Here is a 13,656-nt window from a genome sequence, read left to right on the forward strand (position 1 = left end):
TGGCTGCAAGCCCACTCTTCGAGGGTTCACGCCTTGTCTGAATGAATATAACCTTGAACTAGTGTATCAATAATATGGAGCAATTTAAATATGCAATTTCAAGATATTTGCTATTCCCTCAGTATACGCTAGTTTGCCGCGGTTCGTTAGCCCGGTTATAGGCCTGAAAGATTTATTTGTTCAAAGCAAAGAAGGAACTTTGCATTCGCTAGGCAAACGGCCTGTTTTTAAAGCCTATGATTCGCTGTGAAAAAGAGTGCACAAAGAGCCGCATGCATGATAACCTTCGCATAACGGCTCTTATTATAGAAAGAAGTCAGCCCACACGCTCATACGCGCTGTGCCCTCAGAATATCGAAATCAGTTCCTTCGTATACGGGTGGCGTTCCTCGGCAAACAACGCATCCGCGCCAAATTGGTCTACGATCTGTCCGGATTGCATCACGATAATTCGCTGGCTCATTCGGTGCACCGCCGCCAGATCATGTGAGATGAACACATAGGACAGGCCGAGAGATATACGAAGGTCGGTGAGTAGCTGCAGAATCGCTCCCTGCGAAATAACATCCAGACTAGCCGTCGGTTCATCCAGCACAACCACATCCGGCTCAATGCCGATGGCTCGCGCAATCGTAACACGTTGCCGCTGACCACCACTCAGCTCGTGCGGGTAGCGGTTCGCCAGTTCACTCGGCAGTTCTACGGCCTCCAGTAGCTGACGGATGTAAGCTTCTTTCGATGTATAGGTGAAGTGTGTGAGCTTCGCATCCCGACCTAGTTGCTCATAGGGATCGATCAAGGATGCTCCAATGGTAAGTTTCGGATTTAGTGCAGCCGAAGGATTCTGGAAAACAATCTGAATCTTGCGACGGTGCGGACGCAAACGGCGTCCATCCAGCCGGGCAATATCCTGCCCGCCAAGCTGGATCGAGCCATGGTCCGCATCCTCAATACGAAGCAGACAGCGGGCCAATGTGCTTTTGCCACAGCCGCTCTCTCCGACAAGACCCAGGCATTCGCCGCGATTCAGGGTGAACGAGATAGCGTTGATGGCAGGGTGTTCCGCACCAGCATAGGTGCGGGTGAGCTGTTCCACGTGTAACACGACTTGGCTGGCTTGGCTTCTCACTCCGCGCCCACCTCCTTCAAACCAGACTTCAATTCATTACTCAATACAGGCGCTGCTTCAATCAATTGGCGTGTATATTCATGCTGGGGATGATCCAGAATCCGGTGTTTGCCGCCTGATTCCACAATCTTCCCTTCTTTCATGACAGACAAGCGGTTCGCATATCGGCGCACATGCCGCCAATCATGCGTAATGAACAGGATCGCACAGCCCGTCTCGGCCTGCTTGCGTGCGAGTAGTTCCATTACGCGATGCACGGACATGCTATCCAGCGCGGTCGTTGCTTCATCGGCAATAAGCAGACGTGGGGAGAGCATCAGCGATGTAGCAATGGATGCTCGCTGTAGTTGACCCCCGCTGAGCTGAAACGGATAGCGGCGAAGCAGTTCCGGGCTGAGTCCAACAGACTCCAGCGCTTCTGCGGCACGCTTTTTACGGATCGTAGCAGACTTCTCGCCATGCACCTTCTGATATTCATCAAAGTGTCCGCCAATGCTGCGGAAAGGTGTAAATGCTCCCTGATAGTCCTGAAAAATATACGAGATATCGCGTCCGCGCAATGCGCGCATCTCCTTCGGCTTCCGTTCGAGCAGATTGCTGCCTTCGAACATCACACGGCCAGATGCGCGCAGGTTGGGCGGCAGCAGCTGTCCAATGGCCTGCGAAAGCAGGCTTTTTCCACTGCCGCTCTGTCCCACGAGCGCCATGAATTCCCCTTCGCGGACGGCAAGGGACACCTGATCCACAATCGTCCGCTCCCGGCTGAAGATGCTCAGTTCCTGGGTAGAGAGAATCATGACTGCACCTCCTTTTTCACATCAAACCGATCTCGCAAGTAGTCTCCCAACATATTCGCCAGTAGCACAACCGATACAATAGCGAGTCCCGGAAAGACCATTAGTTCAGGTCTGGACTGGAAATAAGGACGCGAGTCATTCAGCATCGCTCCCCATTCAGGTGTCGGCGGCTGTGCGCCGAGTCCGATGTAAGATAAGGATGAGATCAGCAGGATGATTTTGCCGAGATCCAGACTCGCCAGTACCAGCACATGACCTGCAATATGCGGTAACAGATGTTTGGTCATGATTCGTGCATCGGACAGACCGTTGGTTCGGGCTACACGAATGTAATCCTTTTGCGACTCGGATAGGACAGTGCTTCGAACCAGACGCGCGTAACTCACCCATTTCACGATAACAATCGCCAGCACCAGATTGCCAATGCCTGCACCAAGCAGACCACTCAGTACAATTGCGACAATGGTGTCCGGAAAAGCCAGAAATGCATCTGCAATACGCATGAACAGTTTGTCGATCCAGCCGCGTTTGTACCCTGCGATCAGGCCAAACGGAATGCCGATAAGCAGTGCCGCACCGAGTGCAAGCAGGCTGTAACCGAGCGTCTGACCGCCGCCGAGAAGCAGACGTGTCAGCACATCACGGCCCAGATGATCGGTGCCAAGCGGATGAAGCGCGCTCATCCCTTGCAACCTGCTGCGCAGGTCGGTGAGGGTATGATCATGTTTCAGATATAGAAAGGCATACAGGGAGGCCGCGATAGCGAGCAGTGCAAACAGCATGCCGATGATGGCCTGCCAGCTGTGCTTTTTTGTTTTGGTTGACGGCATGCGCAGGGGCATCGTTTTCATCGGTGGGCCTCCCTTTCCTTCAATTTCATCTCTGGATTTAAATAACGGTAAGACAGATCTACCGCCGTATTCACCAGGAACACGACAACCGCCATGATCAGGATGTATCCCTGAATCAATGGATAATCGCGCTGGCGAATGGCATCCACAACCAGCTTGCCGATCCCCGGATAAGCAAATAACACTTCAATTACCACAACGCCGCCAATCAGACTGCCCAGACTAACTCCAAATACGGTGATCACCGGAGGCAGACTGTGTCTGAAAGCATGTAGGAAGAAAATACGCCCCTCCGAAAGCCCTCTGGCCCGGGCAGATCGCACAAACTCCTGGCTCAGAGAGTCCAGCAAGCTGGAACGTAAAAGACGCACATAAACGCTGGAGATGGCGAGTCCCAGCGTCAGCGATGGCAGAATAAGTGAGGTAAATCCGTCCCGTCCCATCGTGGGCAGACTGCCAAATCGTACGCCGAACAGGTCAATCAGGATCAGTCCCAGCCAGAAACTCGGAACCGCTGCGCCCAAAATCGACAGAATGCGGCTACCCTGATCAATCCAGCTACCCCGATATAGTGCGGACAGGGAGCCCAGCGGGATAGCCACGAATAGCATGACCAGCAGTGACCCGATTGTAAGCTCAGCTGTTGCCGGGAGTGCGCGCATCAGTGTCTGCATTACCGGCTGGCCTGTTGAATAGGACACACCGAAGTCCATCCGTACAAAATCAAGCAGCCAGCGGCCAAATTGCACGGGAAGCGAGTCATTAAAGCCCATCTCCTCGCGTAGTGCTTCGACTTGCTCCTTGCTCACCGATAATTCCTCAACATTCAGGATGGTCAGCACCGGATCGCCGGGAGCAAGCCGGATGAACAGGAAGCTTACAAACATAATGAAGAGCAGGAATACAAATACCTCCAGAAACTTGCGAAGCAAAATACGAAACATTACATCACGTCCAGCTTGTTTGTGATCATGTAATATTCACTGCGCGTGGTGACCCAGTTTTTCACCTTTTTGCCGTTGTAGGCCACAATCGTTGCAGGATGCAGTACAAAGGAGTTCAGCACGTTATCATGTACATAATTGGCTGCTTTCTCTGCCAGCTCCGCGCGTTTCTGGGGTTCCACCGTAAGGTTCAGTTCGTCGATGATCTTGGTCAGTGCCGGGTCTTCCGATCCGCTGAAGTTCAGCGCACCCTTCGGATGGTATGTCGCATTCAAATAATAACCCGCATCCCCGCGTGGAGCGGTCAGATTACTGTATGTAGCGATGTCCCAATCCCGGTTGGAAGCCATGTATTCTTCCGGTGCATCAATCTGACGAATCTGCACATCAATTCCGATCTTTTTTGCATCCGATTGGAACACTTGTGCAATCAGAGGCAGATCGGCGCGTGACGAATAGGTGAGTAGTGTCAGCTTCAATGGTTTGCCGTCTTTGGTCATTACGCCGTTTTGCTGGGTGTAACCAGCTTCGCCAAGATATTTTACGGCCACATCTGAACCGGTCTCCGTTGTTGCATGTGTATATTTAGGTGCAAATGGCAACGAGGGCAAGAATGGGCCAATGGCAGGCTCGCCGTATCCAAGCAGAATTGTATCGACAATGCCTTTACGGTCAATTAGCGCATCCAGTGCTCGGCGGACATTCACATCCTTGATGCTCTCCCGCTGCATATTCATCGTCAACTGGTGCACACGGAACGTGGATGTGGATTCAACTTTCAACCCGTCGATGGCTTTGAGGGATTCCAGACTTTCCACTTCCGGGCGGTAGACGACGTCTACTTGACCGGACTTCAGTGCAAGCGAACGTGCATTAGCATCTTCATTAAACGAAAATGTTACGGAATCCAGCGGCGAGGCCCCGTCCCAATATCCGTCATATCGGCTCAGCTCCAGCTTGCTGCCTGCCGTGAAAGAAGTCAGCTTGAACGGGCCTGTACCGATAGGTTTGTTCACAATATCCGGCTCACTGACATCAATGATCGCCGTGTTCGGGTTCACCAGCTCGGATGCAAACTCAGGGAACGGCTCGGTCGTGGTGATCTCCAGCTTGTTCCCCTCGGCTTTGATCGTATCCACCTTCAAAGTATTTTGGATGGCTACGTTCTCCTTCAACGCCCGCTCCAGGGATGCTTTAACCGCTTCCCCTGTCATCAGTTTGCCGTTCTGGAAGGTCACATTGTCGCGCAAGTTAATCGTCCAGTGCTGACCATCTTTACTCTCCCAGCTCTCGGCAAGCCACGGCACAACGGTCAGATTGTCCTCATCCAGACGCAAGAGCGTTTCCGTAATGCCCGCACGTAGCGGCACATAACTTGAATCCACATGCGGATCAAGTGAACTGGTGGAGAAGTTATATAGGAAGTGAACGTTCTTATTCCCTTGGGTATTGGTATCGCCTTGCGCTGCCGGGCTAGAGGTGGATGCTCCGCAAGCGGTAAGTAATACTGCCGCACTCAGGGCCAAGGAGATTAGCGCCAGCAAAGGCTTCTTTTTCGTAAACAAGGTCATGCCCCTCTCTCATTCTTTTTCATATGGTTGTTAATCGTAATCATTATCATTTAAACAATGAGTATTATCTTATCGTAATGATTACGTTTTGACAAGATATTTTTGATTGATTGGACGCAAAAAAATCCGACTCTCGAATGAGAGCGGATTTGGGATGTGTATGTTTTGGTATACTGTGCTATAACCCTGTTTCGTAGTCTTCAAGTAGATGTGACCAGTAGCCTTTAGCGTTCTGCATCGCTACAGGATCTGTCTGTTCAAAGTACCTGCGAAATTCGCTGTCATATTGAGCTTGGGTATATTTCCCTTCGCAAAATAGTCTAAATGCTGAAGGAAGTGTATCAGAATAAACTTGACTAAAATCAAGTAAGAATTTAAAAGCACTTTAAGCTAAATTGACATTCTATAAAAAAATCAGCAGCTCAGGCATGAACTGCTGATTCTTTATACTGCATTAGTTTTCGTAAACGTTTCCAGCTCCACTGACTTGATTGCCGTTAGAAGAAATTCTAACCTTGGCATTAGAAATTTTATTAGCGCTTAGATTTATGATTGCGTAGTATTGATTTTCTTGAAAGTAGTAACCATTTACTGTTTTTTGACCGTACCATTGAACAGAGCCACCAATTTGAGTGATAATTTCATATTTTACGTAGAAACCGCTTGTTGGACCCCCATTCCAATTACTGTCGGATTGGTACCCCATAATTGAAACCCAGTTATTGGTTGTATTGAATGTATCTTTCCCGATAAGAGTGTTTCCACCCCAGTTACTAAAGCTGTAATAATCTAAGGTCGTAGCACGGGCAGCCATCAAACCAGAGTTGTCTATATACTCTGTGTTTTCAACATTAATTGGTTTAACTTTTCCGTAATCAGGTGAATTCTGATCCGCATTAACCTCTTGAGGAATTAAGACTACTTTCCAGTCTTGATTGATTTTTTTTACTTCGTAAGGTAATGGCGGAAGAATTGTATCTACTGTCGTGAACTGAACAGACAAATGAACTTCAGAATTGCTAACTTCTGTTGAGTTGAGAATTTTAAAATCAACAACTGGAGTATCAGTTTCTGCTTGTAGCGCATAAGCAGACCTACGTTCTGTATCATTTTCATAATTAGGTTCTACAGAATTTTTTATACGTCCTTCAATATCTTTAGAGATGTAGGAATTAAAGTAGTTTGAAGCTACTTGTTCCGCTTCTTCTAACACCTGTGAAGATGAGTTATGAGAAGGAGAAGCACTAGCGGAGGGAACAACTGCAACTGTTAAGAGCAAAGACATAGTTAAAATTTTTATCTTTTTCAATAAATACAAAATAATTCCTCCATTACTATAATTTATAGATCAAAGTATAGTATAAATGGTAAGCTTGTTTTTTAAAAGGGAAAATATTACATTTTAACTTAAGATTATTCATCCGTAAATTGCATAGAGTGAATTGGTGTACCTTTAGTGACTTGACCTGTCACTGTGTTGATTTCTAATGGCTCTACTAAAACTTTCCATCCACTACCACTTTTGAATACTTTAAATGGCAGTGGTGGTGATTGCTCGTAGCTTTGCCCTGAATATTTTTGAACTACATAAAATTGGACTTCATTATTGTTAATTTGCTTGCTTTCCACAATTTCATAACCAGTAGTAGGATTTGTTTTAAAATCTTTTAGATATCCTTCTTCGCGACTTTTCTCATCCAAATAGTTTGTGTCTTTTGAATAAAAAATCATTCCCTCTGCATCCTTGTCAATGTAAGCATCAAAGTAGCTAGTTGCTGCTTCCATCGGAGTTTGGGCAATTCCTCTTTCTGCGGTTATAGTGGATACCACTAAGATTGAGCCAGCAACAACCCCTGCCAGTAAAAGTGATACTATTTTTTTTCCCTTCATGATCAAATACCCCTTTTCAAGGTTATATTTCCTAAATTTTCTTTAGGTCTAATAAGTATAACGTAACAACTTACTGAAATGTTGTGCAATTCTTAAATTTTTCTTTATCTAACTGTGGAAAGACAAGGGGGTAATTAGCAACATTAGCTATGAAAGGAGGCAGAGGTCTAGTAGACGTATCTCTAAAGAAGAGTGCTAATCTTCTTAAAAACTCGCGCGCTAAATCGGCTTCTATTTCGAAAGAGCTCGTTCCTACGCGTTCCCAATGGATCGCATTAATCCTTGTTATTGCCGCTTGTAAATTCACTCCAACCACCTCTTGTTCATTTCCGTTCTTAGGAGCAAATACTCAGCATTCATCCTCTAATTTCGGCACAAAAGGTGAAAGAAATGGATCTTCTTGCTCTGCGATCTCACCTCGTGTTAACGTATACACCTTGAACTGATTAGATGATGCTAAATCATCACTATCTCTTACGTAAAGAATGCCGTAGGAACCCGGAGCTATTTCACCTGCTTTTCTGAACACTTCAATCGGATTAAATTGGATTTCAGGTTTGTGGTTATCAAGGCCAGCAATCCAAAGCTGATAGTCACCATTAACAGCCCTCAGATCTAGTACACCCGAAGGCCAACTCAACTTCTCAATGTACTTCTGTAACTCCTGAATAGCTTCATCATATTGATCCTCATCTTCTTCAAACGATACACTTTCCCTAATTGTAGCCCATCCATGGTATTCAAAAATGGCTCTAGCTCCCCTCGGGGTTTGTCTTATGTAAAAAGTTGACCTTATGATCTGACATCCAAGATAGTATTCTCTTCTCAAAATTTTGCTATAAACCGTTGCACTAAATCAGCATACTCTTTTTGTTCCTCTCGATGAGTCCATTCGAATTGTGGAAGAATAGCATGAATGTGCTGGAGTAATAATTTCAACTGTTCCAAATCTTGATAATCACCCAGTTCGATACCATACAAGAGCTCTAGCAAATGACCATCGTACATCTCCCCAGCAAGAGGATCATCGGACAAAATTTCCATCGCCTTTTCTATACCCAGCTCCAAAAACACACGCTGACCCAGCATTCGACTTACATCTTCTAAGTTAAGATCATCTACTTTTTTGTTAAGCAGCCTACCGTACCACTGCTCCAAAGCCACAGAATTACTTTTGCCCAGCTGGCTATTATAATCTATACAGTAAATGTCCATAATCCGTTTACTCAGGTGCACCCCTCCGAATCTGGCCAGATTATTAAACCTCTGAGAAAATCCTCCAGTACCCTTCGTTCCGCAATTCCTGCACCAGACAGTACAGTAGCCACACGCTCTAGTAACAGAGGTTCATGCATTAATCTTTGTTTATACTCAGGAGATGTGTAGCTCCTTAGTGTGTCTATACATATTTCTAATAACTCTCTATCCTCAACAGTCAGTAGAGAAAGCAACAATTCAAATTCATGCCTCTCTCGAGTACTATCCAAGCAGTACGCAAGCTTCTTCTGCCAGCTGAGGGGTTTGCTCAATACTTCTCTAGATAAAATATCCCAATCACCTAGTTTAAAATCTTCCAGAATTTCTGTCGCTATAACACAACCGTCATCGTACCAGGAATCAACTGTCGTCTCGGCGTATAAAAGATTATCAAGTTGTTGGTACATATCATTCCTTATCCCATCCTAGGATTTTTATAACACCAGTCTGAGTCATAGGACATGGAGTGTAGTTTCTTAATATCTTCCCATGTGTAGACCCAGTCATAATCTGCTACCCAAAAGTAGTCCGCCTGGTTAAGTTTCAAATATTCATACACAAACTGAAAAATAACCTCTTCTGCACCAAATGCCTCTTCTATTGTACCTACCCGAATGAGATCCTGTTTAGGGTCTAAATTCAGATCTTCGTGATCATGAAATAAAACACTTTTATTTTCTTTTGCCTTTACATATAGGATAAATTGACGGTTATTTTCTTCACTATTGTACGAATGACTTAGAACATTCAAGGTTGTTGAAGAAAATCTCCCCATTTTCAATATGTTTATGATTATCAAAAATTAGTCTATGATCTGATTGAAACACAGCAATTATAGTGTCAGATAAAAACTTCTCTGGTGAATACTTCTCACGCTCCGTTAGAAAAAAAGCTGTTGTTCCCATGTTATTTTATTGCCTCTTTTCATGATTCCAGAGAAATTTAAAACCTGATAGATTACTTTCTTTCTTCGGCCTTCATGCGAAGCCAATCCCTTGCTTCCTGCCCTTTGAGAATTAGAGGTTTATCGGCTGAACCAATATGAATGCTGTGAAAATTGGCCTCTTCTATTCCTTTGATGTTTCTTAACGTTACTCCATAAAACAAAACCCCTTCAAACCTTGCCTCACTCAAGTCTACATCTGTTAATGAGGCATGGCTAAAATCAGTTAAAGAGAGGTTGCAGGCTGAGAAATTACAGTTTTTAATTGTTGCATTATCAAATCGTGTTTCCCATAGATCGCCTCTTGAAAATCGAACTTTATCCACATTGGAGTTAGAGAAATCTACATATGACAAGTCTGATTTGTAAAAATCACAATGCATCACGTTGCTATTTTTATATAATGACGAACTTAAAACAGAGGCATGAAAATCCATGTTGTTAAGACTCAGACCCTCAAAAGTACAACTAGCCATAAATGACTGTTCTAAACAAATATTAGAAACATCAAATTCGCGAAAATCAACATCTTGCAATCGAAGTTGCTCACCTTCCTGACCGCTAGTATCAACCCATTTTCTATGAAGTTCGAATCTGTTATACATATCGTTTCTCATCCGTCCCTCGTCCTCTAATCCATGTAAGAAACAGCTGTCTTGTTTAATTTTAATTCAGGGTTACTGTACTGCACCAAATGCGGGATCATTCATATGAAGAATTGCTCTTTCGCATTATCTTGATAACTTCTTGGTGCATATATAGTTCTGCTGATATATTTCACGTTGAGGATTCTTGCTCTAAATCAGATAACTTCTCACTTATTCTTGCAACGTTCTCACTTTTCAATAGTTTTGCGTTGAGTTCAGAGATGAAATCCAGAAACAGATGTGTATTACGTATGATTTCTTTGACAAAGGACTCCAAATTTATAGAAATCCCACTCCATGTTGAGTACTTGAATTCCTCCAGCGGTTCAGTAATAAATAAGTCCAAAACTACTTCACGATCCGTATCTTCCACTAAGCTAACTAGCAGTTCTTCTCCATGTGCTTTAAACTCCAACCATAGATTAGCACTATCAGGAATTCGATAAGCAACGTACGGATTCACGCTTACCATCTTAGCCACCGTCAGTAAGTCAACAAACCATCTAACTAGTCTCTCATTACCGAATGGGCAATCATCAAAAAACATACCATACGTACTTCCGTTGAAATCCAATTCAATTATTCCATCTATATCTTGTTTGGCCTGATCAAACTGCTCTGCAGACATTTGCTTCAGCGCGTCCAAATCATCTATGGCTTTAAACGAAATCACGAACATATTTTGAGCACACTCCTAATCTTTTAAATCACTAATTTTATACTTATGTGTACCATATATTGAATCTACATTATCATTCCGAATGAACACTTTAATTGATTCATCAAATACCGTGACAGTATGCAAACCATCCTTCACACCTTGTTGTTTCAATTGATTTACTGCCTCTGTAGAAGCATCTGTTATTCTTTTATCAGACCATTCTTTATTAAAAAAAGACTTCCTACTCAGCATCTCATTTATTTGCTCATCAGACATCTTCTTTTGCAAGAATGGGAGTTGTTGTTTTGTACTATTAACAGAATGTCTATTAATAACGTGGTCAATTAGATTTTGACTCAGTTGTTGAGTAGGTCGATCTTTAATAACCGGACTTTTTTCCTCTATAACTGGTTTCTGATTTTTCACATCCTCTAAATTCTTCTTCAACTTCGCCACCGCCGGATGAGAGGAAGGCAAGCGAAACGGGCCTTTGCGTCCAGGCATACTTCCGCGAACCATCTGAAAAGCCATAAAAATCTGGCTGAACTTCAGAGAAGTTACCATCATCTGTGCATATCGATCATTCACTGGCTCGCCTGTGAAGGGATGAACTCCATTTTCAAAGGCTTCAATCTGCAAGGCATTAAGATCTACCCCCGGATCTTCTGCATGGCCTGCTTGCATCCGATTGATATCTACATGCCCTTGATCCTTCTGATACGCCTGCAGAGCTGCCTGATCGGTAACGCCATCCTCATTCACAGGCATCTGCACCAGTCTCCCAAACACATTGACTTGGGCCATTCGGTAGCCTTTATCCTCCGAACCCGTATCACTCCCCGAGCTCTTCATCATGGCTGCCGCACCCACAGCACCAATAATACCACCCAGACTGCCCTTTTCCGCATCTGCCTGCTCAAACCTCGTAGCAATATCCGTTAACTCCTTCGAAGTATATACCATGCTCTCCAGTGCTTTCTGTAACACGGTACGTGATCTTGCAAAATCACCATAAAAACGCTCCTGTGTCACACCCAGCCATACGGGCTGAAGGAACATGATCTGCCTTGAGAGGTTATCCTGGATATGCTCCAATTGTTGTCTCGCCTGATCCACCTGATTCGATACGTGATGTAATTGTTCAGGGGTCACTTTGATTGTACTCATATGCTTTCTCCGCTCATTTGAAATAGGATTCTCCTATGTTAGCAGAAGTATAATATGTAAAACTATCCGGCTAACATCCTGAATTTACCTATAACCCGACATCTGACACACCACTCATCGGTGCTATAGTCCTATATGCATATACCCACATCCAAGCACATCCTACCATTTTCAGTAAACCCAATAACAATCTCCTACTTTATCCCCGCCAAAAACACCCGATACCGTTCAATCTGCTCCTCCGTCGCCATTTCTCGCAACGACTCCAATACCACTGTACACTTGATAATATGCCTCTCCATCCCCAGTCTGTCCGCTACACACATCGCCTTCAAAATAAAATCCACAGCCTCCTGCGGCCTTCCCATCCACTGTTCATATAAGGCCCTTTGGTAACAATAGTTGTACATATCATCGTTGTTTAACGAATCCATCCCCACTCCTGACCCATCAACCTTCTCCTCAATCATCTGTATGATAAAATCAATCCGCCACCCATGCCGCACCGCGGCCTCTGTGATCACCTTCAACCCTGACAAACGTTCCTTCGGATACTCCAGCAACAGGTTCACATAGCCCTCCAGCAACTCAACCTGCCCTGCTTCAATCTCGAGTGCATAGCGATGGATTTCGGCTTTACGTTTGAACTCCTGCACAACTTGTAGCTCTGCCTCATCCATTCCTTCCATACACCCCAATGCTGCATATTGACGGATACAAGCTCGTGCCTGATCGATCTGCCCCAGCTTCTGATAAGCCATACCTCGCATCATATGACTCCATCCCATGTAATAAACCAATGGACATTCCGTATGAATATGAAGTTTAGACCCACCTTCCTGTTGACACTCCACCCGTTCTTCATATATACACTGCGCACACTGGTACAACACGTCCGCTGTCTCCAGCACCTTGTTCCAATTTTCAAAAGCCACAGCCATATCCAGCATATCAACAATAATGTCCGGTTTGAGGGATTTCAGGATTGATGATCGCAAAAAAGTAAACCTCCTTATAATATGAATATTAGAGATAATAAAACAAAGCTATTTATGCTTTAAGATACAGCCTTTCATTTATTCACTTTCAGAAACTCCAAAGAAGTAGTACAATAAATCAAATATAGTACTTAATCGCAGTTTTTTCAATATATTTTACCGCCTTTAAGTCTCTGCTAAATACATCGATACTCTCCTAACCTTTAGGAGAGGTGGTTATTATGACAAAATTACGCAATTCGGTTGGAGAACGGATAAGAGCAGTACGCAAAGCGAAGGGTTTGACACAACAGCAACTTGCGGAATTATCTGGATTGGATGATGCATATATTGGGTCGGTAGAGCGTGGGGAGAGAAACTTTTCTATAGATACTCTAGAGAAAATTCTCTTGGGTTTGAAACTTTCACTCAACGAGCTAATGATATCAACAGATTTTTTAGGGGAGGTGGAAAGTCGACAAACAGTTCTTGAAGAATTTATAGCTATTACAAGCAATATTTCAGATGAACAGATTGATATATTAACACAAATTAATAAACAAATTCTACGAGCATTCCATTAATCTCTACAACCTTGAAACTCGTGTTATAAAAGATTAATTTTTTCAAGAAAAGATTACATTTAAAAATTTCTTTCTAAAATTCTTCTTTTTGTACTTGAATCAATATAAAAGCAAAAGAAAATAGATTCTATACAAGAGTAAACTTGGAGAAATCAACTAAATAACATTTATAGTTATAAATATTTGATTTTTAAACAAGTGAGAAAATTATTGATTGATCCAGATATAATTCATAATT

The 13,656-nt window shown here is 43.9% G+C and carries 17 protein-coding genes; 1 reads left to right on the forward strand and 16 read right to left on the reverse strand.

What is annotated here, in order from left to right:
- Positions 1–346 precede the first annotated feature (346 nt).
- The 16 genes from ACT89M_RS28010 to ACT89M_RS28085 all read right to left on the reverse strand — a co-directional run bounded on the left by ACT89M_RS28010 (position 347) and on the right by ACT89M_RS28085 (position 12,855).
- Positions 347–1,129, reverse strand: coding sequence for an ABC transporter ATP-binding protein (locus ACT89M_RS28010; protein WP_154889802.1), 783 nt, complete (start codon positions 1,127–1,129; stop codon positions 347–349).
- Entirely contained in the window at positions 1,126–1,926 is an 801-nt protein-coding gene (locus ACT89M_RS28015) for an ABC transporter ATP-binding protein (protein WP_308723264.1), read from the reverse strand. The genes ACT89M_RS28010 and ACT89M_RS28015 overlap by 4 nt, the downstream gene beginning before the upstream one ends.
- Positions 1,923–2,777, reverse strand: coding sequence for a nickel transporter permease (nikC, locus tag ACT89M_RS28020; protein WP_308723263.1), 855 nt, complete (start codon positions 2,775–2,777; stop codon positions 1,923–1,925). Before nikC ends, ACT89M_RS28015 begins: the two co-directional genes overlap by 4 nt.
- Entirely contained in the window at positions 2,774–3,721 is a 948-nt protein-coding gene (gene nikB / locus ACT89M_RS28025; RefSeq protein ID WP_154889796.1) for a nickel ABC transporter permease, read from the reverse strand. Before nikB ends, nikC begins: the two co-directional genes overlap by 4 nt.
- Entirely contained in the window at positions 3,721–5,292 is a 1,572-nt protein-coding gene (nikA, locus tag ACT89M_RS28030; protein ID WP_341181413.1) for a nickel ABC transporter substrate-binding protein, read from the reverse strand. The genes nikB and nikA overlap by 1 nt, the downstream gene beginning before the upstream one ends.
- Before the next feature lie 454 nt (positions 5,293–5,746).
- Positions 5,747–6,610 (reverse strand): hypothetical protein, encoded by an 864-nt coding sequence (locus ACT89M_RS28035; protein ID WP_154889792.1) that lies wholly within the window; start codon positions 6,608–6,610, stop codon positions 5,747–5,749.
- Between the two features lie 95 nt (positions 6,611–6,705).
- Positions 6,706–7,182 carry a hypothetical protein gene (locus ACT89M_RS28040; protein ID WP_154889790.1) on the reverse strand — a complete coding sequence of 159 codons (477 nt, stop codon included), beginning with the start codon at positions 7,180–7,182 and terminating at the stop codon, positions 6,706–6,708.
- 70 nt (positions 7,183–7,252) lie between these two features.
- Positions 7,253–7,489 carry a hypothetical protein gene (locus tag ACT89M_RS28045; RefSeq protein WP_154889788.1) on the reverse strand — a complete coding sequence of 79 codons (237 nt, stop codon included), beginning with the start codon at positions 7,487–7,489 and terminating at the stop codon, positions 7,253–7,255.
- A 42-nt stretch (positions 7,490–7,531) separates the two neighbouring features.
- Entirely contained in the window at positions 7,532–8,011 is a 480-nt protein-coding gene (locus ACT89M_RS28050) for an Imm7 family immunity protein (protein ID WP_261764706.1), read from the reverse strand.
- Positions 8,008–8,346: a contact-dependent growth inhibition system immunity protein gene (locus ACT89M_RS28055; protein ID WP_487344959.1), complete on the reverse strand. Its 339-nt coding sequence runs from the start codon at positions 8,344–8,346 to the stop codon at positions 8,008–8,010. Before ACT89M_RS28055 ends, ACT89M_RS28050 begins: the two co-directional genes overlap by 4 nt.
- Before the next feature lie 62 nt (positions 8,347–8,408).
- Positions 8,409–8,846 carry a hypothetical protein gene (locus ACT89M_RS28060; protein WP_154889786.1) on the reverse strand — a complete coding sequence of 146 codons (438 nt, stop codon included), beginning with the start codon at positions 8,844–8,846 and terminating at the stop codon, positions 8,409–8,411.
- A gap of 8 nt (positions 8,847–8,854) precedes the next feature.
- Complete coding sequence (locus tag ACT89M_RS28065) at positions 8,855–9,214, reverse strand: hypothetical protein (RefSeq protein ID WP_308723261.1); 360 nt, start codon at positions 9,212–9,214, stop codon at positions 8,855–8,857.
- A 182-nt stretch (positions 9,215–9,396) separates the two neighbouring features.
- A complete protein-coding gene (locus ACT89M_RS28070) occupies positions 9,397–9,999 on the reverse strand; it encodes a pentapeptide repeat-containing protein (protein ID WP_487344960.1) in 603 nt (200 codons plus the stop codon).
- 160 nt (positions 10,000–10,159) lie between these two features.
- Positions 10,160–10,708, reverse strand: coding sequence for a hypothetical protein (locus tag ACT89M_RS28075; protein WP_487344961.1), 549 nt, complete (start codon positions 10,706–10,708; stop codon positions 10,160–10,162).
- 15 nt (positions 10,709–10,723) lie between these two features.
- Complete coding sequence (locus tag ACT89M_RS28080; protein ID WP_487344962.1) at positions 10,724–11,857, reverse strand: WXG100 family type VII secretion target; 1,134 nt, start codon at positions 11,855–11,857, stop codon at positions 10,724–10,726.
- Between the two features lie 194 nt (positions 11,858–12,051).
- Entirely contained in the window at positions 12,052–12,855 is an 804-nt protein-coding gene (locus tag ACT89M_RS28085; protein ID WP_487344963.1) for a DNA-binding protein, read from the reverse strand.
- Positions 12,856–13,076: 221 nt separating this feature from the next.
- Between ACT89M_RS28085 and ACT89M_RS28090 the strand changes: the two genes are divergently transcribed.
- The gene (locus ACT89M_RS28090) at positions 13,077–13,418 is read left to right on the forward strand and encodes a helix-turn-helix domain-containing protein (protein ID WP_154985716.1); all 342 of its coding nucleotides are present in this window, start codon (positions 13,077–13,079) and stop codon (positions 13,416–13,418) included.
- Positions 13,419–13,656 lie beyond the last annotated feature (238 nt).

This window comes from Paenibacillus sp. NN59, assembly GCF_057597225.1.

What these genes read in the sequence shown, in the direction of transcription:
- ACT89M_RS28015 (WP_308723264.1), bottom strand. Translation starts at nt 1,926, where the DNA reads ATGATTCTCTCTACCCAGGAACTGAGCATCTTCAGCCGGGAGCGGACG.
- nikA (WP_341181413.1), bottom strand. Translation starts at nt 5,292, where the DNA reads ATGACCTTGTTTACGAAAAAGAAGCCTTTGCTGGCGCTAATCTCCTTG.
- ACT89M_RS28040 (WP_154889790.1), bottom strand. Translation starts at nt 7,182, where the DNA reads ATGAAGGGAAAAAAAATAGTATCACTTTTACTGGCAGGGGTTGTTGCT.
- ACT89M_RS28060 (WP_154889786.1), bottom strand. Translation starts at nt 8,846, where the DNA reads ATGTACCAACAACTTGATAATCTTTTATACGCCGAGACGACAGTTGAT.
- nikB (WP_154889796.1), bottom strand. Translation starts at nt 3,721, where the DNA reads ATGTTTCGTATTTTGCTTCGCAAGTTTCTGGAGGTATTTGTATTCCTG.
- ACT89M_RS28075 (WP_487344961.1), bottom strand. Translation starts at nt 10,708, where the DNA reads ATGTTCGTGATTTCGTTTAAAGCCATAGATGATTTGGACGCGCTGAAG.
- ACT89M_RS28070 (WP_487344960.1), bottom strand. Translation starts at nt 9,999, where the DNA reads ATGAGAAACGATATGTATAACAGATTCGAACTTCATAGAAAATGGGTT.
- nikC (WP_308723263.1), bottom strand. Translation starts at nt 2,777, where the DNA reads ATGAAAACGATGCCCCTGCGCATGCCGTCAACCAAAACAAAAAAGCAC.
- ACT89M_RS28065 (WP_308723261.1), bottom strand. Translation starts at nt 9,214, where the DNA reads ATGGGGAGATTTTCTTCAACAACCTTGAATGTTCTAAGTCATTCGTAC.
- ACT89M_RS28090 (WP_154985716.1), top strand. Translation starts at nt 13,077, where the DNA reads ATGACAAAATTACGCAATTCGGTTGGAGAACGGATAAGAGCAGTACGC.
- ACT89M_RS28080 (WP_487344962.1), bottom strand. Translation starts at nt 11,857, where the DNA reads ATGAGTACAATCAAAGTGACCCCTGAACAATTACATCACGTATCGAAT.